This is a genomic window from Pseudanabaena cinerea FACHB-1277 (assembly GCF_014696345.1).
Taxonomy (GTDB): Bacteria; Cyanobacteriota; Cyanobacteriia; order Pseudanabaenales; family Pseudanabaenaceae; genus Pseudanabaena; species Pseudanabaena cinerea.
Map to the genome: position 1 here is coordinate 1 of NZ_JACJPY010000039.1, position 24,559 is coordinate 24,559.

The 24,559-nt window shown below is 43.3% G+C and carries 28 protein-coding genes and 2 tRNA genes; 20 read left to right on the top strand and 10 right to left on the bottom strand.

What is annotated here, in order from left to right; all coding sequences use genetic code 11:
• The first annotated feature begins 281 nt into the window (after positions 1-281).
• Positions 282-677, top strand: coding sequence for an ACP S-malonyltransferase (locus tag H6F44_RS12810; RefSeq protein ID WP_190351393.1), 396 nt, complete (start codon positions 282-284; stop codon positions 675-677).
• A gap of 48 nt (positions 678-725) precedes the next feature.
• On the opposite strand, the gene H6F44_RS23575 is transcribed toward H6F44_RS12810, so the two are convergent.
• Positions 726-851 carry a hypothetical protein gene (locus tag H6F44_RS23575; protein WP_277874122.1) on the bottom strand — a complete coding sequence of 42 codons (126 nt, stop codon included), beginning with the start codon at positions 849-851 and terminating at the stop codon, positions 726-728.
• 49 nt (positions 852-900) lie between these two features.
• A tRNA-Val gene (locus H6F44_RS12815) sits at positions 901-974 on the bottom strand.
• 58 nt (positions 975-1,032) lie between these two features.
• Between H6F44_RS12815 and H6F44_RS12820 the strand changes: the two genes are divergently transcribed.
• Positions 1,033-1,290 carry a glutaredoxin family protein gene (locus H6F44_RS12820; RefSeq protein WP_190351356.1) on the top strand — a complete coding sequence of 86 codons (258 nt, stop codon included), beginning with the start codon at positions 1,033-1,035 and terminating at the stop codon, positions 1,288-1,290.
• Between the two features lie 48 nt (positions 1,291-1,338).
• Here H6F44_RS12820 and H6F44_RS12825 read toward each other — a convergent pair whose 3' ends face one another.
• Entirely contained in the window at positions 1,339-2,646 is a 1,308-nt protein-coding gene (locus H6F44_RS12825; RefSeq protein ID WP_190351357.1) for an aldehyde dehydrogenase family protein, read from the bottom strand.
• 20 nt (positions 2,647-2,666) lie between these two features.
• Positions 2,667-3,092: a hypothetical protein gene (locus tag H6F44_RS12830; protein ID WP_190351358.1), complete on the bottom strand. Its 426-nt coding sequence runs from the start codon at positions 3,090-3,092 to the stop codon at positions 2,667-2,669.
• 139 nt (positions 3,093-3,231) lie between these two features.
• Between H6F44_RS12830 and H6F44_RS12835 the strand changes: the two genes are divergently transcribed.
• Positions 3,232-3,312 (top strand) — tRNA-Leu (locus tag H6F44_RS12835).
• A 126-nt stretch (positions 3,313-3,438) separates the two neighbouring features.
• Entirely contained in the window at positions 3,439-4,434 is a 996-nt protein-coding gene (locus tag H6F44_RS12840) for a phosphate ABC transporter substrate-binding protein (RefSeq protein ID WP_190351359.1), read from the top strand.
• A 15-nt stretch (positions 4,435-4,449) separates the two neighbouring features.
• Here H6F44_RS12840 and H6F44_RS12845 read toward each other — a convergent pair whose 3' ends face one another.
• The 4 genes from H6F44_RS12845 to gpmI form a co-directional block, all read right to left on the bottom strand.
• Positions 4,450-5,055 carry a hypothetical protein gene (locus H6F44_RS12845; RefSeq protein WP_190351360.1) on the bottom strand — a complete coding sequence of 202 codons (606 nt, stop codon included), beginning with the start codon at positions 5,053-5,055 and terminating at the stop codon, positions 4,450-4,452.
• 54 nt (positions 5,056-5,109) lie between these two features.
• Positions 5,110-5,799 (bottom strand): ParA family protein, encoded by a 690-nt coding sequence (locus tag H6F44_RS12850; RefSeq protein WP_190351361.1) that lies wholly within the window; start codon positions 5,797-5,799, stop codon positions 5,110-5,112.
• 28 nt (positions 5,800-5,827) lie between these two features.
• Positions 5,828-6,379: a guanylate kinase gene (gmk, locus tag H6F44_RS12855; RefSeq protein ID WP_206754464.1), complete on the bottom strand. Its 552-nt coding sequence runs from the start codon at positions 6,377-6,379 to the stop codon at positions 5,828-5,830.
• A 188-nt stretch (positions 6,380-6,567) separates the two neighbouring features.
• Positions 6,568-8,166 carry a 2,3-bisphosphoglycerate-independent phosphoglycerate mutase gene (gene gpmI / locus H6F44_RS12860; RefSeq protein ID WP_190351363.1) on the bottom strand — a complete coding sequence of 533 codons (1,599 nt, stop codon included), beginning with the start codon at positions 8,164-8,166 and terminating at the stop codon, positions 6,568-6,570.
• 347 nt (positions 8,167-8,513) lie between these two features.
• Between gpmI and H6F44_RS12865 the strand changes: the two genes are divergently transcribed.
• From H6F44_RS12865 to tyrS, 8 genes are all read left to right on the top strand, one after another.
• Positions 8,514-9,404, top strand: a complete 891-nt coding sequence (locus H6F44_RS12865) for an ATP-binding protein (protein ID WP_190351364.1) — start codon at positions 8,514-8,516, stop codon at positions 9,402-9,404.
• Between the two features lie 15 nt (positions 9,405-9,419).
• Positions 9,420-9,770: an STAS-like domain-containing protein gene (locus H6F44_RS12870; RefSeq protein ID WP_190351365.1), complete on the top strand. Its 351-nt coding sequence runs from the start codon at positions 9,420-9,422 to the stop codon at positions 9,768-9,770.
• Between the two features lie 2 nt (positions 9,771-9,772).
• The gene (locus tag H6F44_RS12875) at positions 9,773-10,471 is read left to right on the top strand and encodes a hypothetical protein (RefSeq protein ID WP_190351366.1); all 699 of its coding nucleotides are present in this window, start codon (positions 9,773-9,775) and stop codon (positions 10,469-10,471) included.
• A gap of 99 nt (positions 10,472-10,570) precedes the next feature.
• Entirely contained in the window at positions 10,571-12,400 is a 1,830-nt protein-coding gene (locus H6F44_RS12880; protein WP_190351367.1) for an aspartate kinase, read from the top strand.
• Positions 12,401-12,498: 98 nt separating this feature from the next.
• Positions 12,499-13,179 (top strand): signal peptidase I, encoded by a 681-nt coding sequence (gene lepB, locus H6F44_RS12885; RefSeq protein WP_190351368.1) that lies wholly within the window; start codon positions 12,499-12,501, stop codon positions 13,177-13,179.
• Between the two features lie 19 nt (positions 13,180-13,198).
• The gene (gene lepB / locus H6F44_RS12890; protein ID WP_190351369.1) at positions 13,199-13,774 is read left to right on the top strand and encodes a signal peptidase I; all 576 of its coding nucleotides are present in this window, start codon (positions 13,199-13,201) and stop codon (positions 13,772-13,774) included.
• A gap of 47 nt (positions 13,775-13,821) precedes the next feature.
• On the top strand, positions 13,822-14,568 hold the full coding sequence (locus H6F44_RS12895; protein WP_190351370.1) for a type IV pilin-like G/H family protein: 747 nt from the start codon (positions 13,822-13,824) through the stop codon (positions 14,566-14,568).
• 140 nt (positions 14,569-14,708) lie between these two features.
• Positions 14,709-15,935 (top strand): tyrosine--tRNA ligase, encoded by a 1,227-nt coding sequence (tyrS, locus tag H6F44_RS12900; protein WP_190351371.1) that lies wholly within the window; start codon positions 14,709-14,711, stop codon positions 15,933-15,935.
• Between the two features lie 62 nt (positions 15,936-15,997).
• Here the strand turns inward: tyrS and H6F44_RS12905 are convergent, their stop codons facing one another.
• Together H6F44_RS12905 and H6F44_RS12910 are read right to left on the bottom strand one after the other, a co-directional pair.
• Positions 15,998-16,456 (bottom strand): hypothetical protein, encoded by a 459-nt coding sequence (locus H6F44_RS12905; RefSeq protein WP_190351372.1) that lies wholly within the window; start codon positions 16,454-16,456, stop codon positions 15,998-16,000.
• Positions 16,457-16,563: 107 nt separating this feature from the next.
• Positions 16,564-17,622: a hypothetical protein gene (locus H6F44_RS12910; protein ID WP_190351373.1), complete on the bottom strand. Its 1,059-nt coding sequence runs from the start codon at positions 17,620-17,622 to the stop codon at positions 16,564-16,566.
• 263 nt (positions 17,623-17,885) lie between these two features.
• On the opposite strand from H6F44_RS12910, the gene tilS reads away from it, so the two are divergent.
• The 8 genes from tilS to H6F44_RS12950 all read left to right on the top strand — a co-directional run bounded on the left by tilS (position 17,886) and on the right by H6F44_RS12950 (position 24,554).
• On the top strand, positions 17,886-18,905 hold the full coding sequence (gene tilS, locus H6F44_RS12915; protein WP_190351374.1) for a tRNA lysidine(34) synthetase TilS: 1,020 nt from the start codon (positions 17,886-17,888) through the stop codon (positions 18,903-18,905).
• A gap of 150 nt (positions 18,906-19,055) precedes the next feature.
• Complete coding sequence (locus H6F44_RS12920) at positions 19,056-19,316, top strand: hypothetical protein (protein ID WP_190351375.1); 261 nt, start codon at positions 19,056-19,058, stop codon at positions 19,314-19,316.
• A gap of 9 nt (positions 19,317-19,325) precedes the next feature.
• Positions 19,326-19,988: a DNA methyltransferase family protein gene (locus H6F44_RS12925; protein WP_190351376.1), complete on the top strand. Its 663-nt coding sequence runs from the start codon at positions 19,326-19,328 to the stop codon at positions 19,986-19,988.
• Between the two features lie 55 nt (positions 19,989-20,043).
• Positions 20,044-20,280 carry a hypothetical protein gene (locus tag H6F44_RS12930; RefSeq protein WP_190351377.1) on the top strand — a complete coding sequence of 79 codons (237 nt, stop codon included), beginning with the start codon at positions 20,044-20,046 and terminating at the stop codon, positions 20,278-20,280.
• Complete coding sequence (locus H6F44_RS12935) at positions 20,267-20,686, top strand: type II toxin-antitoxin system VapC family toxin (RefSeq protein ID WP_190351378.1); 420 nt, start codon at positions 20,267-20,269, stop codon at positions 20,684-20,686. The genes H6F44_RS12930 and H6F44_RS12935 overlap by 14 nt, the downstream gene beginning before the upstream one ends.
• Before the next feature lie 12 nt (positions 20,687-20,698).
• Positions 20,699-22,210: an Eco57I restriction-modification methylase domain-containing protein gene (locus H6F44_RS12940; RefSeq protein WP_190351379.1), complete on the top strand. Its 1,512-nt coding sequence runs from the start codon at positions 20,699-20,701 to the stop codon at positions 22,208-22,210.
• 39 nt (positions 22,211-22,249) lie between these two features.
• Positions 22,250-23,383 (top strand): PDDEXK nuclease domain-containing protein, encoded by a 1,134-nt coding sequence (locus tag H6F44_RS12945; RefSeq protein ID WP_190351380.1) that lies wholly within the window; start codon positions 22,250-22,252, stop codon positions 23,381-23,383.
• Between the two features lie 160 nt (positions 23,384-23,543).
• On the top strand, positions 23,544-24,554 hold the full coding sequence (locus H6F44_RS12950; protein WP_190351381.1) for a PDDEXK nuclease domain-containing protein: 1,011 nt from the start codon (positions 23,544-23,546) through the stop codon (positions 24,552-24,554).
• The last annotated feature ends 5 nt before the right edge of the window (positions 24,555-24,559 follow it).

Consider the following 24,559-nt stretch of genomic DNA (forward strand, 5'->3'; position numbering starts at 1 on the left):
TTGTTCGTCCATTTCGCGGTATCCATAAAAAGTATCTGCATCTCTATGTAGCCATGTTTGAGTGGGCTTACAATTTACGTTGGATTGATTTTGACTTCCTCCGCCGTCTTCTTGTCCCTCCTTTCACCTATTTACCCACATGAGCGAAAATATTATGATGACCAAAATCGCAACTTAATCTCCCAACTCTCCAAAATGCTACCACCAAAGGGACGAGAAGCAATTTGGGAAAAGCTGCAAACACAAAAAGCAAAACTTCACGCCAGACCAGAAATTTTAGTATGATTTTTTTGGTTGATCATAATATTGAAGGTCATGCCTTGCTTTTGGCAGGAAGACTCACCAATCAAGGCCGGTTGGATTTATTACCTATTCGTTTTGCATTATTAGAAGATGTGGGATTACCAGTAAATAGCAGCGATCGCGTAGTTTGGCGATTTGCTCAAGCAAACCAAATGCTCTTGCTAACCGCCAATAGGCGAATGAAAGGGAAAGACTCACTAGAAGAAGTATTGCAAGAAGGAAACACCTCTACCTCTCTGCCCGTTGTCACAGTTGGAGATGCTAAGCGAATTTTAACTGATAGTAATTATCGATATCTTTGTCTAAACCGCCTTCTAGAAACAGTTCTATATCTAGATAATTATTTAGGGACACGCCGAGTTTTCATACCATAATTTTTATCAGCGATCGCCTATTCCATCAAAAATAACTTTAGCGATCGCCTATTCCGTCAAAAACATATTTAGCGATCGCATGAATAAACCTGATGACAAAAATATTCCGACCGATACATTTGATAGTGGATAGTGATCTGCAAGTAGTGGTAAAGCTAATTGCTTAACCAGCATAGTTTTCGTAGAATGTTTACTAACATTGACTGAGAGGAAGTATTAAATATGAACGCAAATGGACTCGAACCATCGACCCCCACGATGTCAACGTGGTGCTCTAACCAACTGAGCTATGCGTTCTGACGGACTAATAATATAACATAATGGGGATAAATTCAACAGAGGTATCTCAAAATCTATGAAATTAATTTTGTATAGTAAGCAGGGCTGTTGTTTATGTGAGGGTTTGCTAACAAAATTACAACAGGTCAAAAATGTGGAATTTGAGTTGGAAACTAGAGATATCACCACTAACTCAGAATGGTTCGATCGCTACCAATATGAGATCCCTGTCCTGTGCTTGGTCAATGCTCAACAGCAAGAGCAGGAGTTACCCCGCCTATCACCGCGATCGCCCATAGAAAAACTAGAGAAACTACTTAAAAACGCAGCTTAAAACTACAGTACTTTGCCCTGTCAGGGTTACTGGTTTTACGGCACAGCCCTAAACCTTATGTCCGTTGTGATAGGAAAGTTGACTAGTTAGCACCTGCTTAGTTGTCGTGAGCGCATAGATGTCAATCATGCCAGGATATCTAGATGCGCCCCTAGTTTTGAGACTCGACATTCCCAAGGCAATTTTCATATCACCACTATCTCCAAGTCGGGCGCAACGCTTAAAGCGACTATGGGCATTCACAAAAATGCTGCTGCTGTTGACCTGACCCACAAAGTGATCGCGTTCCGATAGCGAGTCAGTCAGGATGACATCCGCATGACCACTACTATATTGATTGATCCAAGCGATCGCCTCCTGAATATCCTCCACAATTTTGATAGCGATCGTCTCATCTAAATAAGAACTACCCCAAATATCCTCAGACTCAATTGCCAGATCATGAAAACTCTGCCCCAGAGACTCATTCTGCAAAGACTCTAACCATTGCCGAAAGAATGCTGTTGTCGCAGGACAGCCCCGCACCCGCAAGCCCTGTTTTTTCAACCGACAAATCCATTCTCCCAAGCCGCGCTCTAGCCATGACCGATGGATTACCACCTTATCGATCGCGTTGACTGCATCAGGATCGCCCTTACGACTTTGCAAAATCACGTCTTGGGCAAAATCTAAGTCCCCTGAAGGGGCTAAATACAAATAGCAGTTCCCCATAGCCATTGGCAAAGCCGAGATCGTTGCCTGTTTGCTAATTTGATGCACAAAACTAGGACGACCATAGGAGATCACTAGCCGTAAATATTTTTCCTGCACAACTAGTTCCTTCAAGGTCACACCCATGGGCAGTACAGTCATACAGGCTTCAGAAAAGCCCTGCTCAACCAAAACATTGCGTGCAATATTAGCGATCGCCTGTTGAGTATGACTGCTCTCAGTTCCCCCTTTCAAAATGATTGTATTGCCCACCTTTAGACACATTCCTGCCGCGATCAGCCCCAAATGCGGAAAACCTTCATATACAAAAGCCACTACCCCCAAAGGCACACGCTGATAGCCATTAAGCCCCCCTTGCAATGTCAATGGATCGGATAAGCTGGCAATCTGCTTAAGACCATCAATTATATTATTGAGCCGATCTGGAGTGAGTTTGAGCCACTCTAAAAGCAGTTCAGGCACAGCCATCTCGCGACTTGATTCCAGATCTAAAGTATTTGCTTCTAAAATCAGGTTTTTATGATGTTTGACCGATTCGGCAAGCTTTAGCAACAAATTATCGCGTACATGGCTAGAGGTTTGTCCTAGTTGCAATGCTGCGACGTGGGATTTATAAAGGAAGCCTGTTAGGTCTTCTGGTGACATATTTTGTTCTCAATTATTTCCTAAAAATCTCGATGACGCAGCAAGACAATTCGCCATACCAACAAGCCTATGATCGTAAACAATAATATGACTAGGGGGACAATTAAAACTGATTTGAGGTTGAGCGCCCAGAGCATAATTAATGCGAAAAATAGACAAGACATCCCATAAATTAGGGCTGTTTCTAGGAAGGGATATGGCTGCTGCTGCTGGTCATCGCGAATTGGTTGCCACTTGCCAATCCACTGCCAAGTGTGGCGATGGTGATCTAGTCCACCAACCTGCAATATTTTATAGCCATCTTCTTCTAACTCAAATAGTAAAGAGCAACGATCGCAGCCGAAGGCATCGGTAAGAGCGATGGGCATCAGGTTGCCACGCCTGCGAGGGCAGGGGCAGGGGTAAGTTTGCTCTAGATCGATTTTCTGTGGCTGGAGTTTAGGCACTTAATTTGGCGATCGCTGACGCAAATAAATTTTTTTATTATTTATTATTATTTATTATTATTTATTATTTTTTTTGATCATGCTGCATTTTAACAAATTTGTTGTATAGTGTTATTCGGTCATAATTGAACACACCAAAGCGGATGTGGCGGAATTGGTAGACGCGCTAGATTTAGGTTCTAGTATCTTTGATGTGAGAGTTCGAGTCTCTCCATCCGCATAAAAGTCAGAACCGTAACAAGAACCATAAAAGCAGGGCTTAGCCCTGCTTTTATGGTTTTGCACCCATGCAAAGCTCTAAATGACCTGATAAACTTGGTGATAGCTGTAAGCCTAGGTAACAACTATGTCAAATTCTGGGAATGAAAACTTGGTATTGGGCTTGAGCATTTTGCTGACCGCAGGTGTGGCAGGGGGCGGTTATTGGTTTTTCTCGCAAGCAAATCAGGCAAATAAATCAGCAACAGTCACATCTGCCCCATCAACTACCACACCAGCGATCGCCAGTCCTAATATTACTGCTAGTCCCAGCAAGCCGTCCGCCAACCCAATGCAAGACATTGAGGTATCTCTGCCCAATCCCAAAGAAATCAACATGGATGGCAGTGTCACGATGGTGCGCCTAATTAAGCAATTCCAAGTGGGCTACTCTCAGAAAAATCCAGCGATCCCAACGACCTTTGGTATTCCCGATGGGAAACCTAACGGCACAAATAAAGGTTTAAAGGCTTTAGCTGATCGCCAAATTGTCATTGCTGCCAACTCGCGATCGCTAACTCCTGAAGAGATCCGCCAAGGTATTCGCGCTATTCCCATTGCTCGCGATGCCCTCGCCGTTGTCATCGGTGTCAAAAATCCTTTTCAAGGCAGCTTGAGCATGGCACAGCTAAGGGATATTTATCAGGGCAAAATCACTAACTGGTCGCAGGTGGGCGGAGCCGATGCCCCCATTAAAGTAATCAACCGCGCCAATGCCAGTGGCACACAGTCACTATTTAGGAGCGTGGTGCTATTAGATGAACCCTTTGCCCCTGATGGAGCTAATTTTGTAACATGGGAACGGGATGAAACCACCGCCATTTTGCAAAGGCTGGGGGATGATGGCATTAGCTACACAACCGTATCCCAAGCAGTGGGGCAAGAAATTGTGCGAATTGTGCCAATTAATGGGGTAATGCCCACCAACCTTGAAGATATCAGAAATGGCAATTATCCCATTAGTCGCACGATTTCCCTTGCGGTCAATCGTCAAATTAGCCCTGCCGTTAAGGAGTTTATTGACTTTGCCCTATCGCCCCGTGGTCAAGAATTTGTAAGTAGTTCGGGATTTGTACCGCTCTAGGCGCTCTGAATACTATTAATCCATCCAACCGATATTTTTATTATTGATCTTCTGCAACTGCTCATTTGACCCTGTGGGACGGGCATAGGGGTTGCGATCGCGGTGGGGATAGGGTTGTTCAACGGGTTGCTTGCGTGGGGTTGCCCGATGATTGGGGGCAGGCTGCACGGCTAACTGGGCGGAATCAACTTTATTTAAAGTAACTGCGGGTTGAGCTTCTAAAGATTTAACCTGTTCTGATAATTGAATGTTCGTTTCGGCTAGGCGGAGATTATCGCGCTTGACTTCTACCAACTGCTGCTCTAGGTCACTCTTGAGGGTCTCGATCGCCGTTAATGACTTTTGCAAAAGTTCCACATTGGTTTTACTAAATTGCAATTCCTTTTGCAGGTCGGCTTCACGGCTTTGGGATGCAGCGAGGGCAGACTCTAGGGCATTAACTTGGGCTAGGGCGGCGGTCAATGGGTCTGCCTTAGCAGCAACATTAGCAGGGGCAGAGACTACGGGAGCAGCTTGCTCATTAACAACTTCGGCTTTGATCTCAAGGATTGACTCATCAGTGCCTTTTTGTGCCTCATCGCGCAACAAATCTGAAATTCCAACTTTTTTCTTAACTGACATACTATTCACAAATGATCAAGAGATTAGTAAATAGGTTGCGAAGCAACCTATTTACTACAAAATATCGCGGCGCAACTCATCAACCACCCGCCGATAGTCTGCCTCCGCTTCCTTAGCGTTTTTGCCCTTCCACTCAGTCACCAATTTGCCCTCAAGTGCCGCCCGCTCATGGGCTTTATAGGCTCGCACAAAGGCATGGAATACAGGTACGCCCACTTCCAAGAGGGTATTTTGCGCCTCCAGAGCCTCATTGATGCAACGGGGATCGACACGGGTTAGCAATACACGGTGCTTAACCTGGGCGGGGCGCACCGTACTTTTGACCGTATCAATGAGGGCGGTTAAGTCCATCGGTGCAGGGGGGCTAGGCAAAACTAAATAGTCGGCGATCGCCACTACGGTTGCGAGGGCATGGGAATGTAAGGCTGGCGGTGTATCTACCAATACTAGATCGTAACTGCTCAATTTCGGCAATTTTTTAAGATGGGTGGGATCGATCTCTTTGGCAATATCAAAACCCATACCCCGATCGCTACGGCTCACCCACCAAGACAGACTCCCCTGCACATCAGCATCCACCACTAACACCTTTGCCTCCTGTGCCAAGATACCCGCTAGGGCGATCGTGGTGGTAGTTTTGCCAACGCCACCCTTGCCATTGGTAATTACAACTATTTTTGGGCTGGAGCTATTGTTTGCAGAATTCGATTCTGGGGCGGGGGATGATTTGGTGGGTTTAGGCATGGCGATATCTAAATTATGGATGGGGGGATTAGGGAAGCATTAGCGCCGATTCGAGGGTTTGCAAGGCAACTTCTAGATCATCATTAACAATGGTTAAATCAAACTCTGCCGCCGCCGCAATTTCTATCTGGGCATGACTGAGCCTTTTGACGATTTGAGCTTCACTATCGGTGCTGCGATCGCGGAGTCTGGTTTCTAAAACTGCCATTGATGGCGGGGCAATGAAAATGCGCCTTGCACTAGGGAATGACTGCGCCACCTGACGCGCCCCTTCTAACTCAATTTCTAAAATTATAATTTGCCCATTGGCGATCGCCTGCTCGATGGGTTGGCGGGGAGTGCCATAGAGATTGCCAGCATATTCCGCCCATTCCAAAAATTCTCCCCCAGCAACCTTTGCTTCAAATTCTGCCCTTTGCCAAAACCAATATTCCCGCCCATGCTCTTCTCCAGTTCTAGGCGATCGCGTAGTTGCCGAAATCGAAAAGGTGAGGCGATCGGGATAGCGCTCTAGTAAATTGCGTAATAAAGTACCCTTGCCGACACCGCTCGGTCCTGTAACCACGATCAACTTACCCATAGCTAACTCCTCACGGTCTGCGGCTATGTTATTTCCTGCGTCACATTGTTCTATGTCAAATTTTTCTGTGGTGATTGCCGATTGCATCTGGTCTTACAGCCTGTTGCGGTTTTGAGTAGTACAGAAATATTTTTGATTATTAGCGCAAGCATTGATAACCAAAAATATTTCTAGAGTTTAATGTAACCCTAACCAATATGAACTGGGGTTTTAATGCCCCTGACCTCATAGGCGGCAGTTTCTAACAAAGAAACTCCTGTCATTTCTTCAGGTTGGGGCAGTTGTAAAATCTGCAAAATAGTGGGAGCTATGTCGGCGAGGCGACCGCCTGACTGGCGCAACTGCACATCGGCTCCATGACCATAGATTTTGCGTTTTTCTCCTTCCACCAAAATAAATGGTACAGGGTTACTAGAATGCGCTGTCCAAGGATTACCCTGCTCATCCCACATATATTCAGCATTGCCATGATCGGCGGTAATGAGGGCTGTACCTCCTGCTCTAGCGATACTCGCCAGCAGATTACCCAAACAGCGATCAACGTGTTCTAGGGCTTTGACGGTGGCGGCAAAGTTGCCAGTATGTCCCACCATGTCGGGATTGGCATAGTTGATCACGATTAGGGAGTAAATGCCCTTAGCGATCGCGGCGGCAGCTTTTTCGGTCACTTCTGTCGCCGACATGGCGGGTTCTTGATCATAAGTGGAGACTCTGGGGCTATTCACCAACATCCGATCATCCCCCTCACTTGCTTCCTCCATGCCGCCATCAAAAAAGTAAGTGACATGGGCATATTTCTCGGTTTCGGCTAGACGCAGTTGCTTGAGTCCATGGCGAGAAACCACCTGACCGAGTAAATTAGTCAGATTTTGGGGCAGAAAGGCAACGGGTACGGGCAGGGAACTGTCGTACTGCGTAAAAGTGGCATAGGCAAGGGGCGTAATTAGTTCGCGCTCAAAGCCTGAGAAATTTGGGGCAACGAGGGCTTGGGTAATTTCACGGGAGCGATCGGGGCGGAAGTTAAAGCAAATTACGCCATCATTAGGAGCGATCGCGCCTGAAGCGATGCGGGTAGGCGGCAGAAATTCATCGGTAATGTTTTCCTTATAGGCGGCGGTAAGAACATCGGCGGCGGCGAGTTCGCTGGTAATTTGATTGTTAGTCATTACTTCGTATGCTTTCTGCACCCGATCCCAGCGCTTATCGCGATCCATCGCAAAATAACGCCCGCTCATGGTGACGATGCGACCAACGCCAATCTTGTTGAGATGTGCTTGTAACAGCTTAATGAAATTGATCCCTGAGTGGGGGAGGGTGTCGCGTCCATCGGTAATGACATGAATACATACATCGCTGATTTGCTGCACCTTGGCGAGATCCAGCAATCCCAAAAGATGATCAATGTGGGAATGTACGCCACCATCGGAGCAGAGTCCGATTAGGTGCAGTTTGCCATCGGTGGCTTTGACCTTTTCACAAACTGTAACTAAGGCTGGGTTTGACAATAGCGAACCATCATCGACAGCATCAGAAATTCTAACTAATTCTTGAGGGACGACCCGACCTGCACCGATGTTTAAATGACCAACCTCTGAGTTGCCCATTTGCCCCTTTGGCAAACCAACGTCTTTCCCTGAGGCTTGGAGGAGAGTTTTGGGGTAAGTACTCCACAGGCTATCCATGACGGGAGTATTTGCTGCGGCGATCGCATTGCCCTCGGTATCTTCTCTATGTCCCCAGCCGTCCAGAATGATCAAAACTAGTGGAGAAACAGACCCCATTTGCATAAAAGACAGTTCCTTGTTAAGTACAATCTCACCCTTGCTACTTGGCTTGAATACCATTGGATAGCATTTAGGACGAATTTACAGATTATTTTACGGATTATTTTAAACAATACTTGGCAATTCGTTCGATCGCAATGTATCCCAGAAAACTTTTAATGGTTTACAAAAAAACTTTGAATATTACAACGGCTAAATTTTTTGTCTGATGTGATTTTTAAGCGAATGAGCCTGATTTTGCCAATTCTGGCATCACTGTTAGAAATATAATGATAAGAAATTTCTGTAAGATATTTAAAAAAGTCTTGTATTTTTACAAAAGTAAAGCAGCCTCCAAGTGTCCCATATCTATGACAAAACGCTTTTCAATTCCGACTACTTGGAATACGTCAGACCATTGCAATAAATTGTTCGAGCTATGGGATCAAATTTCTCAACTGCCATTAAAAAACAATCTACACATTGAATTTGATTTTCATGAATGTAAATTCTTAAGTCATAATGGAGTTGCTTTTCTCGGTGGGCTAGCACATTTCATAGAGGATAACGGAGGAAAGGTCATATTTATGTGGAATACACTTGATCCCAAGATACGCATGAACTTAGCCCAAAATGGTTTTCTGAATTGTTTTGGTGAAAGTCAAGAATCTTGGGATGGCAATTCTATTCCTTATCGAAGAGACTCCCAACAAGATAAGTCAGTGATTATGGATTATCTTTTAGACAAATGGCTGGGTAGGGGATGGCTCAGGATTAGTCCGCAATTGCAAGATGTAATAGTAGGTCAGGTATCTGAAATCTATGGTAATGCTTTTGAGCATAGTCAGTCCGAAATTGGAATATTTAGTTGTGGGCAACATTATCCAACAAAAGGATGTCTAGAGCTTTCAGTAATTGACTTTGGCGTTGGCATCCCCACTAAAGTTAGATCTTTACCTAAAAATTCATGCTTGTCATCAGAAGACGCTTTAAAATGGGCGCTTAAGGCTGGCACTAGTACAGTCCCTGATATGTGCAGAGGCTTAGGGCTAAGTCTGCTCCAAGAATTTGTCAGATGTAATCAGGGTATTCTCAGAATTTTTAGTAATGACATTTATGTCAAGATCGAACATAATGGGATTAAATATAAAAAACAAAAAGTTAATTTTTCGGGAACACTCATTAATATCACCCTGAAATGTAGTGAGACTTATTACTGCCTTGATTCTGGAGTTTCAGAAAATAGCAGCATCAGATTTTAATTAGGGAGAATAATCATGCTTTATAAGGTATACGACATTACAGGCAAGTTTGCTACTGATTGTGATAGTGGACAAGAGTTATATGATCTTATCTATCCTCAGTTAGAGCAAGGTAAATCTGTAGAGCTAGACTTTACGGATGTTGGAGTATTTGCTTCTGCTTTTTTTAACTATGCGATCGGTCAACTTTTACAACATAAGATTGTTGTTGACCAACTGAACCATCTGTTGACTTTCAAAGCTCTCTCTCCTATGGGGCATAACGTCCTCAAGCGAGTTGTTGACAATGCAAAGCAGTACTACGCCGATCCGCAGTCTAGACAGGCTGTGGATACTGTACTTGAGGAGTATGCTGCTAGCCTCTAGTTATGCCATCAATTCAACTCAATGTCCAAGCAGAAGTAATTGACATTACAACTGATACCCCACAGCCAAACGAATCTTTTTTGGTAGATACCAATGTTTGGCTGTGGCAGACTTATTCCAGATTTTCTGTGCCACATCTTGCCCGTTCTGATTTTGCTAGATTCTCAGATCCAAGCCCTCAGAGAGCAAGAAATGAAGCGGAGAAAGTACAAATTAAAATTGGTAAGTACATTCCCTATATTAAAAAAGCCCGTATTGCTGGGGCGAAAATCTTTTACTCAGGTTTAATTCTTGCAGAACTTGCTCATCTAATAGAAAAGACCGAATATGAGATCTACAAGAATAAAAATCGTCAACCATCGTTAACGCTCAAGCAATACAGACATACTTTGCCCAGCGAACGAGCTAATGTTATTGCTGAAGTTCAGTCGGTTTGGAGTCAGGTAGAAGGTCTCGGAATATCGGCTGACTTCACTATAAATAGTGAGGCAACACAGGCATTTCTGGCTAGATTTCAAACTCAGGCTCTAGATGGATACGATCCGTTTCTTCTTGAAGCTATCAAGTACTCAGTATCTGGACAAATTCAAGTTATTACGCATGACATGGACTATGTAACCGCAGATAATATTTTAGTATTTACTGCTAACGGTGAGTCTCTCTCAGAAGCACAAAGACTTGGCAAGCTGCTGGTAAGATAGCTCTCGCGATCATAGCAATCATTTAGTCTCTAGATCTTTATAGCGATCGCAGTCTCAAATGTATGATAGGTAAACTGGATTGTAAGATTTCTCTAACGAATGGCGTTAATAGTTCAAAAATATGGTGGCTCATCTGTAGCCGATGCCGATCGCATTAAAGCAGTGCGCGATCGCATCAAACGCACAGTTGATGCAGGTAATCAAGTGGTGGTCGTGGTTTCAGCGATGGGCAAAACTACGGATGGTCTAGTTGCCCTCGCCAATGCAGTTTCAAATTCGCACCTGAGCCTGTCGACAATGGCGGCGCAAGAGCGCGAGATGGATTTGCTGCTAGCGACTGGTGAGCAGGTGACAATTGCTCTTTTGAGTATGGCTTTGCAAGCGGTGGGACAGCCCGCGATCGCCATGAATGGTTCACAGGTGCGCGTGGTCACTGAGGCAAATCACACCCGTGCGCGAATTTTGTATGTAGAGCCAGAGGCAATTCAGGCGGCATTAAATTTGGGTAAGGTCGTGATTGTGGCAGGTTTTCAGGGTGTGGCAGTCGATCCCCAAACAGGGAAACCGAGTACAGAGATTACAACTTTGGGGCGTGGCGGTTCTGATACTTCGGCTGTGGCGATCGCGGCGGCTATCAAAGCTGATATTTGCGAGATCTATACCGATGTACCAGGCATTTTAACCACTGATCCCCGCATCGTGCCGAAGGCGCAACTGCTCACCGAGATTACCTGTGACGAGATGCTAGAGCTTGCTAGCTTGGGAGCAAAAGTATTGCACCCACGTTCTGTGGAAATTGCGCGGAACTTTGGGGTAAAAATGTGTGTGCGATCAAGTTGGCTGGAGGATGCAGGCACGGTAATCACGGCTCCTCGTCTGAGTACGGGCAATCTCGAAGCCTTGGAGGTCAATCGCTTTGTGGAGGGTATATCCATTGATTATGACCAAGTAAAAATCGCCCTCTTGCAGGTTCCCGATCGCCCAGGCATCGCCTCACAGTTATTTCAATCTCTAGCATCGCAGGGGGTGAATGTGGACTTGATTATTCAAGCTGTGCAGGAAACTGAAGGGGTGAATGATATCGCCTTTACAATCCCCCAAAGTCATTTGCAGATGGCGGAGGTGGTCAGCCGCAGTTTAGAGATTGGTGCAAGGTCGGTAACGGTAGATTCTAACGTTGCCAAAATTAGTATTGTCGGCGTGGGCATGATTGGTCGTCCGGGGGTGGCGGCACAGATGTTTAGCGCCCTTGCCGATGCGGGGATCAATATCCAAATGATCTCCACCTCAGAAATAAAAATTAGTTGTGTAATTGCCGCAAATGATGGCGAAGCGGCGATCGCTGCCATGCAGACCGCCTTTAATGTGCCAGTGCAGTCTTCCCATCGTGCCTGTGAATTTTCGCAATCCACAGATGATCACCATGCACCAGTGTGCGGCGTGGCACTAGATCGGCATCGTGCCAGAATTGCCGTGGAGCAGGTTCCTGATCGCCCAGGCATGGCTGCCGAGATCTTTGAGCAGTTGGTGGCGCAAAATATCAGCATTGATACGATCGTCCAGTCTCAGTCTGATCGCGATGTTAATGAAATTGCCTTCACGGTGGCGATCGCGGATGTTGACAAAGCCGAAACTGCTCTCAAAAATTATGCCCCAATTTTGGGCTATGGCGCTGTCACTAGCGATCGGCATATCTGCAAAGTTAGTATTGTCGGCGCAAATATGGTTCATCAGTCAGGGATCGCGGCGCGAATGTTTAGCGCCTTAGCCGAAGCAGACATTAATATTGAGATGATTGCCACCTCGGAAATCAAGGTCAGTTGTGTTGTGCGTGAACATCAAGCCGAATCTGCTCTCAAACTGATTCACCAAGAGTTTGGACTATCAGGCGATCGCGCCATTGAAGTTCCTAGCGCCACCAAACCTTGACTCCACCAAAGTTCTTCTAAAATCCCACCAAAATCCTAAATTTTGTAACTTAGCTCTAAGATAGTCTTACATTCCTGAAGCAGCTTCAAACATATCCTATGTCCTCCGATAAATCCAGCGATCGACCTAAGCCTCAGCATCCCCCCTCATTGCCAGAACAAGAGCCAAAGCCCTCGCTCAAGAATTTCTTGGTAGACAATCTACCAACGGTGGCAGTGGCGGTTTTGTTGGCTGTGGGGGTGCGGATTTTTATCGCGGAGCCACGCTTTATTCCGACCACATCCATGGAGCCGACCCTGTTGGTAGATGATCGGCTAATTATTGACAAGATCTCCATGCGCTGGCAAAAACCTGAACGTGGCGAAATAATTGTTTTTAACCCGCCCGTTAATCCTGTTGTACCTGATGCTTCTAAGGTATACATTAAGCGTGTAATTGGTTTACCAGGCGATCGCATCAGTATTCGAGATGGCAAAGTTTTCATTAATGATCTCCCCCTCAATGAGCCTTACATCGCTGAGCCAATTAAATATACTTTGCCCACCGCAGATGATGCCCTCTGTTCTGGCTGTTTTCGCCCTAGGGATATTCAATCGCGTGATGGACAATCCTATTTCACTGTACCCAACAATCAATATTGGGTAATGGGAGACAATCGCAACAATAGCCTGGACTCCCATGCTTGGGGATTTTTGCCAGAAGAAAATTTAGTGGGTCGGGCAGTGTTTCGTTACTGGCCTCTTGATAATCGTGCTGGTGTATTGGCACGTCCGCAGTAGGTTTTATTAGGTTTTATTCATGTCAACGCAAACACAAACTGATTCTTCTGTAGTTACAAAATCTTGGTGGCAAAAATACGGCGATACGATCACCATCTTTGCGATCGCTTTGGTGGTTGCCACGTTATTGCGGACTTTTGTAGTGGAGCCGCGTTTCATTCCCTCTGGCTCAATGGAGCCGACTTTGCAAGTGGGCGATCGCATTCTCGTTGACAAGATTTCGGCAAATTGGCAACCACCCCAATATGGCGATATTCTCATTTTTTATCCACCTGCCTCTTCCGCCATTGACGACAACAGCAAAGCCTATATCAAGCGCTTGATTGGTATGGGCGGCGATCGCATTGCCATTGTTAACGGTAAGGTCTATCGCAATGGCGTACCCCTCGATGAGCCTTACATTGCCGAGCCACCTTTTTACAATATGCGGACGGTGACAGTACCTCAGGGCTATTACTGGATGATGGGCGACAATCGCAATCACAGCAATGATTCCCATGTGTGGGGTTTTTTGCCGCAGCAAAATGTAATCGGTAAGGCTGTATTTAGGTTTTTCCCCTTAGGCGATCGCCTAGGCGCGATCGATAGAAGCTAGAGCATTGCATCCAACTCTCTAAATACTAAACTATAGTATTCTCCAATATGTCCCATCAAACTTCAGGTAATCAAAAAAACTGGCTTTACTTTGCCCTTGGCTCAGGCTCAATGCTAGTTATTGGTGCAGTTGCCTTAACTGCATTTAACTTCTTGGGTAAATCTGCACAGTCACAGATAGCAGGAACTTGGAAAGTAGAAGCCAATGATGCTCCCGCAGGCACGCCAGCGATCACGATTTTGATTGACAATGACGGTAAAATCACGGCGCTAAACCCTAGTAACGAAAAAGAAACGCTCGAACTGGGCAAAATTACCAGAGTATCTGATGTTGCAATTTTGCCTGAGGATGCCAATGTGCAGGCTAATCCCTCTGCCAATCAAGCCAACAAAGCTAGACAATCAGAAGCCAAAACCTATGTGGGTGCTATGAATAGAGGGCAGCAAGCGCATTTTTTAGAAAGAAATAGATGGGGGAAAACAATCGACGAAATTGGCATTGGCATTAAGTCAGAATCGGAGGACTATCGATATACAATAAAAATTGTTGACTCAATTAAAACGATCAACACTAAAAATTATGTGGGTATAGCTGTAAATACAGCGATCGCAAAAAAAGATGGACTCAAGAGCTATGTTGGTGTCGTTTATCTCAGCAATTCTGGAGCGGCGGCTGAGCTTTCTTCTTTAGGGATTCTTTGTGAATCTCAACAGCCCTCCACTAAGGAGAGCGGCTTACCAGAATTTGATGGTAAACAAGTTAAATGTCCCAATGATTACGTGTCGTTACAATAATTACAAGCGAAGATGTTAAAAGTGTTGCTTTGCGACGCTTTCAACATCTTTGCTAGATTTAGGTATGAGCGCAAAGCACTCTAGGATTGCTATATGATGTATAGCGACAAAGCAATCAAGTCTTTAGCAAATTTTTTAGAATGCCCTCAAGTATCGATCCTCAAACTGCTCCTCAAACACAGGCGACCCTCTTAGAAAGAGGTGTCGTTGAAATATTCCCTAATAGTGAATCGGAAAACCTGAGCGATCGCCTCGCTAAAAGGGATCGCCCCCTGCGGATCAAATTGGGGATCGATCCCACCCGTCCTGACTTGCATCTAGGTCATACAGTGGCATTGCGGAAATTGCGTCAATTTCAGGATGCAGGACATAAGGCAGTTTTAATTATTGGTGACTTTACCGCCCAGATTGGCGACCCCACAGGACGCTCTGAGGCACGCCCCCGCCTCACGCCCGATGAGGTGGCTTACAACGCCGAAACCTATTTAGAGCAAGCCAAAAAAATCTTAGATTTCTCCAGCGATCGCTTCGAGTTGCGCCGCAATGGTGAATGGTTAAACAAACTAGACTTGCAGGATATTATTAACTTGCAAGCCAGTATGACCGTGGGACAGATGCTTGCCAAAGAAGGATTTAGCGATCGCTACGACAAGGGCAATCCCATTTATCTCCATGAATTTCTCTATCCTCTATTGCAAGGCTATGACTCCGTAGCGATCGCTGCCGATGTGGAGCTAGGCGGCACTGATCAAAAATTTAATATTTTGGTGGGACGCGACCTGCAACTAAAAGATTCCCAGCGTCAGGGCAAACCTGCTCAATTTGGACTATTGCTACCTTTGCTAGTGGGCTTAGATGGCGTGCAGAAAATGTCCAAATCCCTCGGCAATTATGTGGGGCTTACCGATGAACCTTTGAGTATGTATTCTAAACTCGAAAAAGTCCCCGATGCCCTAGTTGATAAATATTTTGAGTTACTCACCGACATCGATCTGACCACCCTGCCCACAAACCCACGGGAAAAGCAAAAACAACTGGCTCTAGCGATCGTTGGTCAATATCACAGCCCCGAAGCCGCCCTGCAAGCTCAGCAGGATGCCGAAAAGATCGTGCTGGCTGGCAATACCGATGATCTTGGCGATATCCCTGAATTTGATCTCACTCAAATTAATTTCCCTGCCCCCTTGCATTACCTAGTCAAAGCATCAGGACTCTGCAAAAGCAACAGCGAGGCCCAAAGCCAAATCAAAAATGGCGCAGTCAAACTTGATGGCGAAAAACTAGGCGATCGCACCTTTAATGACCGCACCGAACTTGTGGGCAAAGTTTTACAGGTCGGTAAAAAGAAATTTTTGCGACTACTCTGATTTGATCTAAAAAAAAGAGACTGTGCTATGCACAGCCTCTTTTCTTGCATTGAGTATGACTACTAGTCCACTTGCGCCCTTAGATTTTTGAGCACATTTGACAACTCCTGAAGTTGAGAGATCTGCGAAGGCGTAAGACTGCCAAGGAATGATGGTGTTAAAGATCTGTTAAAGGCAGCGATCGCACTACCAAGATTGTTAATATTGATCGATACTGTAGCTCCTTCAGCAATAGGCGAAGTAATAGGGAACAATAGATTTACTACCCCTTGCAGAGTGGGACCGAAACTGCCATTTCTAAAGGCAACGATACTGGCGCTGAGTTGAGTCGCAGTAGCCGGACTAAGCGTAACTGAGTACACAATGTTACCCGAAGGCGTTGTAAATTGGAATATGGTTCCAATACCAGTGCCAGCTGGTGCAGTTGAAGAACCACCCACAGGATTAGGACCCGCAAAGGCAGGTAAAGCTGAACCTAAGCAAAGGACAGAAGCAAGCAATGAACTAAGGACTTTTTTCATGGATTTGAAACTGGGTTAGTTGATTAGTGTTGAGAAACACCATCGTCAAGACGCGCAACAGATGGTGTTATGGTTCCCCAATGTGAGCGCGATTTTACTTGCCAACTTTACTTACCAATAAAGTTAGCGCCGTAGCTGATACCGAGAATAATCTGTGTACCTGCATCACTATTGTTGGTTACATCGGAATAGGTCAAGGTAATGTTTAGGGGCAAGGTGCGATCTGGCAAAAAGCCTAAGCCAAAATTCAAGCCTTGACCTGACCATGCAGTGCTAACCCCCCACTGTGGGTCAAACTGATAGCCCAAGTTAGCAAATATGCCAACGCCGTCTCTAGCAGTAGATTTGCGATAGATACCACCACCAACGCCAAGAGTGGCAACTAAGGGTTTAGGATTTTCTAAGCTTTGAGGATCGGTTAATTGGGAATATGTTGCTGCCCCATAGACTGAGGAGCGAGTGCCGCCAGAGTCTTTACCGTAGTTAGCGAAGTTTGTCCAGCCAACTGCCACAGCCACTTGCTTGTCTGCATCCTCGTAAACATTACGGTGCACCTTAACATCAAAAGTACCATTTTCGGCAAAGCGGCGAATACTGTTAATGTTATATACACCTTCAACACCAAAATATTCCTTGGCATCACCCAAGCCCAAACCCATGGAGATACTGCCATCGACGGTATCTCTGTTCCGACCTGCGGTGGAGCCATTTAGACTGATGAAGGCATCACCCATTTGTAAACCAAAAGCGACAGGCGTACCCGCATTGAGAGAGGGGGTATACACTCTTCGCACAAATACATTTTTGGTTTGACCGTCAATGGGGCGGATGAGAAGTTGATTGCGAAGAATGTCTGGGGAGTTAGATGTACTACCGCCAGACTGAGCGATGAGCGTAGCATTAGCACTGCCAGGCTTAGCTGCGTCAACGAAACTAGAGCCAGTGTCTGGGGACAAAGCAATGCTGTCGCTAGGCTTAAAAGTTAGGGGAAGATCGGTAGCAGTTGGCGCATAGGAGCGCAGATCCTTTGCCGATTGATTGACTTTGGCTTCAGCAACGGTTGACTGTGCAGCAACAGGGTTGACTGCGCCACTGCTGCCCATACTGATCGCAGTGCCTGTTAGAGCTAATAGTAAACCGTTTAATCTAGATATTTTGAATGTCATTTTAGCTAAATTCCTCACCCAAGAGCTTCTCTTACTAAATTTCCGAATCCTGATAGTCACTGAGTTAAATAACCTAATTTAAGAATTAATGCTTTAAATTTAAGTTTTGATTTGATAAATTTTAAGTTTTTAAGTCTTAGTTAGGATATTAAGTGGCTAGCATTACTTAAAATAATATACCTTATTTTTCGGTTCTGACTAGTAGCTAATTTTGCTTAAATCTTTTATGTGTGGTTAATGTCTGTACAGTTTTATTCTAGAGAATGCAATTTACCAAGCTACTAAGAACTAAATTAAATTTGGTGATGCGATCGCCCCTGTCCCTACTACCCCAAAACACATCACCAGAACCTAAGATTTTAATAGCAGTATCGGGGGGGCAGGATTCGATTTGTTTGGCAAAGCTTTTGCAAATGCAGCAGGCTAAGTTTGGCTGGCACTTAGCGATCGCCCATTGTGATCATCGGTGGCGCGAAGACTCTCAAGCTAATGCCGATCATGTGGCAAGGTTTGCCCAAGATTTAGGCTTAGATTTTATTTTGAGAACGGCGGATATAGTGCCTAAAAGTGAGGCATCGGCTAGGCATTGGCGCTATGAGATGTTGGCAGAAATGGCAAAAAAACATGATTGCGGCTATGTGGTGACGGGGCATACCCGCAGCGATCGCGTGGAGACTTGCTTGTATAATTTGATGCGTGGCAGTGGAGCCGATGGTTTGGCGGCATTAAGTTGGCGGCGATCGCTTACCGATGGCATTGAGTTGGTGCGTCCACTATTAAATGTGAGTCGTGCCGAAACCGCAGGCTTTTGTATGGAAAATCAGATTGCTATTTGGGAGGACAGTACGAATGCGGATTTGAGCTATCGGCGTAACCGTTTACGTTTAGAAACAATTCCCTATTTGCAAGCAAATTTTAATCCGCAATTGGAAGTAGCGATCGCGCAAACCGCCGAGTTATTGCAGGAGGATGTGCGGTATTTGGAGAATCAAGCTCAGAACTTTTTTCAAGAAAATATTACTGTGGTGTGGAATGAGCCGCCGCGATTGCAATGTGAATTGTTGCGAGAACAGCCCTTAGCACTACAAAGACGCATTGTGCGGCAGTTCCTAGGGCGCTATTTAAAACATCAGGTCAATTTTGAGGATGTCGAACGCTTTTTAAATTTATTAACTGTCCAAAACCGATCGCAGAGTTCACCATTTACGGGTCAGCTTGTGGCAATGCTAGAGCATCCTTGGATTGTGTTGCAAAGTAGATTAGCAAACAATCATGACACCTAAATACAGTACAAATTTCCTATTGATATTGATGGCGCTGTATTTTCCAGCGATCGCCGTTCCACATTTTTTTGGACAAGTTTAGATGGAGCAACTAGTGCGACTGTAGCGGGGATTAATTTTGATGGAGGTCTAGGTTATGAGACTATTATTGTGGGTAGCCAAGCACATAATCAGAATTTTGGCATTATTTCGGATGATCGTATTCAGATCCCAGGAGAAGTACAGAGCGAATCCGTATTCTTAAAAGCCAGAGACATTATCAATCAAGGCTCAGTCATTGCGGGTAATGTTACGGCTGAGTTTAGCAATAGTTATAGTGATAATGCCGATGCTAAAATTATTGGCATCAATGGCGGTAATATTTTGTTGAATGGCGGGAAAACTGGAGATATAGCAGTAACTGGTCAGTAGATTCAGACTATGAGTATAGAAACCACAGAGAAACAAGTAATCTCAAAGCAGAGAGTGACCGATCATGGTGAGGTGTTTACTAACCAGCGTGAGGTGAAAGCGATGCTAGATTTGGTAAAGCAGGAAACTGAGCGGATTGAGTCGAGATTTTTGGAGCCAGCCTGTGGAACTGGTAATTTTTTGGCGGAGGTTTTGGATCGAAAATTGCAAGTTGTGCAGATGCGCTATGGCAAGGTACAGCTAGAGTATGAACGGAATGGGGTTTTGGCGATTTCTTCGATCTATGGAATTGATATTTTAGAAGACAATGTGCAGGAATGTCGCGATCGCCTATTCAATATATTTGATCAAAAATATACGGAGCTTTTTGGAGATTTAGCGAATGATGATTGTCGGGAGGCGGTACGCTATATTCTCAGCCGCAATATTATTCATGGCGATGCGTTGACTTTAAAAACGGTGGGCGATCGTCCTGAGCCGATCATTTTTTCGGAATGGTCGCCTGTAAATGGCAGCATGATCAAGAGGCGCGATTTTAGTTTTAAGGAGTTATTGCACCATGAGAGCATGATGGAGTTGCCTCTGTTTGCGGATACGGGTGAGGATGTGTTTATCCCGACTCCGATTGAGGATTTTCCTGTGGTGCATTTTTTGAGAGTAGGATGTATGTAGATAGCGGCGCTTTGTGTTGCCTGTCCTACATATCACTGACCAAACGAGGTTATTTATGTTACTTGAAGAAATTACGGAAAAAGTGGTTTTGCTGTCGCCTAGTGATCTTTTAAGCTTAATGGAGATTATTGTTTCAGCACTAAAGACAAAACAAAATTCTGAGCAGCAAGGCTATGTAACAAAATTGCGCCAGAGTAAGTTTATTGGTTGTTTTGATGGTGATCCTGATTTAGCTGCTAACTCAAAAGCGAATTTTCAAAAAGTTATGGACGAAAAACATGATCCTCGCTGATACTGGTTTCTTCATTGCTTTGGGTAATAAGCAAGATCGTTTTCATAAAAGTGCAGTCCAAGCTGTTACTAATCTAAATGAATTATTGATTACAACCTATCCTGTAGTTACGGAAACTAGCTATTTACTGGCAAGAGATGCGGGATTAGTAGTGCAGTTTAATTTTTTAGAAGAAGTTGCTAATGGCTCTTTTTCTATTTTTGACTTTCAGAGTCATCACATAACCCGCATGGTTGAGCTAATGAGACGCTATGCTGATTTACCTATGGATTTTGCCGATGCTTCTTTGGTAGTTTTAGCAGAACATTTGAATGAGGGGAGAATTTTAACTAGCGATCGCCGTGATTTCAGTATTTATCGATGGAATAATACAAAGTCTTTTGAAAATTTGTTAGTACTAGAGTAGCAATGTATAAGTATGCTTAAAAGTAATTACAATCCTGATGTGTTAACTTGTTTGGCGAATTTGAGCAATGATGAGGTGTTTACGCCGCCGAGTTTGGTGAATCAGATTTTGGATTTGTTGCCTGCGGATTTATGGTCAAATCCTGATGCAAAATTTCTTGATCCTGTGTGCAAGTCGGGGGTGTTTTTGCGGGAGATGGCGAAGCGGTTGATTGTGGGGTTGGAGCCTGTGTTTCCAGATTTGCAGGAACGGGCTAATCATATTTATAAATATCAGCTTTTTGGGTTGGCGATTACGGAGTTGACGGGGTTGTTGTCGCGGCGGAGTGTGTACTGCTCGAAGGTGGCGAATGGGAGGTATTCGGTATGTTCGGATTTTGAGGATGAGCAGGGTAATATTGTTTATGCGCGTGTGGAGCATGATTGGCGCGGCGGCAAGTGTGGGTTTTGCGGCGCGAGTCAGGAGGTCTATGAGCGCGGCGATGCGTTAGAGTCTTATGCTTATCAATTTATCCATGCTGATGATCCTAGTTGTTTTTTTAAGAATATGAAGTTTGATGTTATTGTCGGTAATCCTCCTTATCAGTTAGAAGATTCTGGCTTTGGTAGAAGTGCTAGTCCTATCTATCATAGATTTGTAGAACAGGCGAAAAAACTAAATCCTAGATATCTATCCATGATTATTCCTGCCCGTTGGTACTCTGGTGGAAAGGGATTAGATGAGTTTAGAGAAGAAATGCTTAATGATAATAGAATTAGGTATATTGGAGACTTCCCAGAAGCTATTGATTGTTTTCCGGGGGTACAGATAAAAGGAGGAGTTTGTTACTTTCTTTGGGATAGAGATAATGAAGGCAATTGCAAGGTTATTACTTTAAGAAAAGGTCAAGTTGTTTCTGAAATGGAAAGACCTTTGTTAGAGAAAGATTGTGATACTTTTATTAGATTCAACGAAGCTATATCAATTCTAAACAAAGTCAAGGCTTTTAATGAACCATCCTTAAAGAGTCTAATAAGCTCAAGTAAACCATTCGGGTTAAGAACTAATTTTAAAGGTAAAAAATCTACGTTTCCTAACGCTGTAACTCTCTATCAAAATGGAGGAATAGGTTATGTAAAGCATGAAGAAATTTTATCTAATCATTCTATTATTCCAAATTTTAAAGTGCTAATTGCTCCTTTAGGTAGTGGAAGCGATTCATTCCCCCATCCAATTCTAGCTAAACCATTTGTTGTACCTCCAAATAGCGCTTGTACTGAGACTTATCTTGTAGCTGGAGTTTTTGATAATGAAAAAGAAGCGTATAACTTAGCAACATATTTAGCTACTAAATTTTTAAGATTTCTAGTTTTGCTTAACAAGCCAGCCCAACACGCTACAAGTAAAGTATATACTTTTGTTCCAATACAAGACTTTTCAGAATCTTGGACAGATGAGAAACTTTATAAAAAATATGGATTAACTGCGGAAGAAATTGCGTTTATTGAGTCGATGGTGCGATCGATGGAGTTAGATAATCCTTAAAAATTAGAAAAATAATATGTAAATCTGGAAATCTCATTTATGAAAAAACTAGATGTTTTAATTAATCTTATTAGTGATACTCAGTCATTCTTTAAACAGCAAGTCCAAAAACAAGTAAACATTGGATTAACTTTGCGTAATTTGTTATTTGGCTTTTATATTGTTGAATACGAACTTAATGGGTCTGATAGGGCTGAATATGGTACTAGACTATACAAAGAAATAGAAAAAAGATTGAAAACAATAGGAGTTCTGCAAATTAGAGAAAGACATTTATATCTTTGCAAAGACTTTTATCTAGCTTATCCCAACATATTGCGGTCAGCGATCGCAAAATCTTATCTTATTAATTTTAAACAGTTAAACAGCTTAGAGTCAGCAGTAACAAAAATGAATAAAACTAATGATAAAAGCATGATTGAAATTGAAAAACTCATCAATCAACTAAGTTTTACTCACTTTGTAGAACTAATTAAATTATCTGATCCCACACAAAGAAATTTCTATGAATGGCAAAGCATTAGCAACAACTGGTCAGTCAGAGAACTAAAACGAGCAATAAACAGTATGCTCTATGAAAGAACTGGATTAAGTAAAGACAAACTAGGAATAATAGAAAAATATAACCAACAAGAAAAACTCTTACCAGAAGATGTATTTCGAGATCCTTATATATTAGAGTTTTTAGAATTAAAAGAAGAACATGAATATACCGAACTAGAATTAGAGCAAGCAATTATTAATCATTTACAAATCTTTTTATTAGAACTAGGAAAAGGGTTTTGTTTTGAGTCACGACAAAAACGTATCACGTTTGATAACACTCACTATTACATTGATCTAGTTTTTTATCATCGAATTTTGCGGTGCAATATACTAATTGACTTGAAATTAGGCGACTTTAATCATGCTGATGCAGGACAAATGAATGTTTATTTAAATTATTACAACGAAAACGAAAAGAATGAAGGTGATAACCCTCCAGTTGGAATTATTCTTTGTGCCAATAAAAATGAAAGTTTAGTCAGATATGCCACAACAGGTTTATCACAGCAGATTTTTGTATCTAAATATTTGATTAATCTCCCTGACGAAGACCAGTTAAAACAAATTATCATGGAAGAACAAAGAAAAATATTATCAACATCACCTAATAGCAAAAAGGAGAATTAGAAATTGTCTCGACACTGTAGAGACAATTAATTAGCCGAATACTTTACAATTTTACCATCCAGAGAAATCCTGCTAGATAAGTTGCATAAGGCGATCGCGCAAAATAATCTATTTAATCAAGGTAAATAACCATACTACAAAAGCGGAGGACAAATAATTAATGGAAATCGAGAACATACAGCAATTATTTATTATTGAAATCAAGCAAAAAGTACGCCAAGCTCAATATGAAGCCCTCAAAGCTGTAAACGTGCAATTGATTAACCTATATTGGGAGCTAGGCAAAGCAATATCTGAAAAACAATCTGAAAACTGGGGTAAAGCGATCGTGCCAACACTCTCTAAAGAATTGCAGAAAGAGTTTCCAAAAATGAGTGGATTCTCGACTACAAACCTATGGCTCATGGCACAGTTTTACAGTGAATATCACAGCGCTGAAAATCTCCAGCCATTGGTTGGAGAAATTAGTTGGACAAAACATATTGTCATACTTAATAAATGTAAAGACAGCCTAGAGCGTCAGTTTTACATACTAGCCACAAAAAAATTCGGCTGGACAAAAAACGTCTTAATTCATCAGATTGAAAATAAAACCTACGAAAAATATTTACTCAATCAAACCAACTTTGAGCAGACATTACCAGAAAACATCAAAAATCAAGCCCACCTCGCAGTCAAAGACGAATACACCTTTGATTTTCTTAACCTTGCCGAAGAACATAGCGAAAGCCAATTAGAAAACGCTTTAGTTCAAAATGTGCGTAATTTTTTATTAGAAATTGGACATCAATTCGCCTTTATTGGAAACCAATATAAATTACAAGTTGGCGAAAAAGAATACTTTATTGATTTGCTGCTTTATCATCGGCAATTGCAATGCCTCGTAGCGATCGAGTTAAAAATTGGTGAATTTATACCCGAATATAAAGGCAAGATGGAATTTTATCTCACCGTGCTCAATGACACCATCAAACTAGCCCATGAAAATGATGCGATCGGGATTATTATTTGCAAAGAAAAAGATCGTACCGTTGTCGAATACTCACTCAAATCCAGCAATATGCCTATAGGCGTAGCCACTTACAACACTAGCGCCAAATTACCAAAGCAATATCAAGAATTACTTCCAGATCGCGAAGAAATAGCAAAAAAAATCAACGAATATTTTTAGAAAAA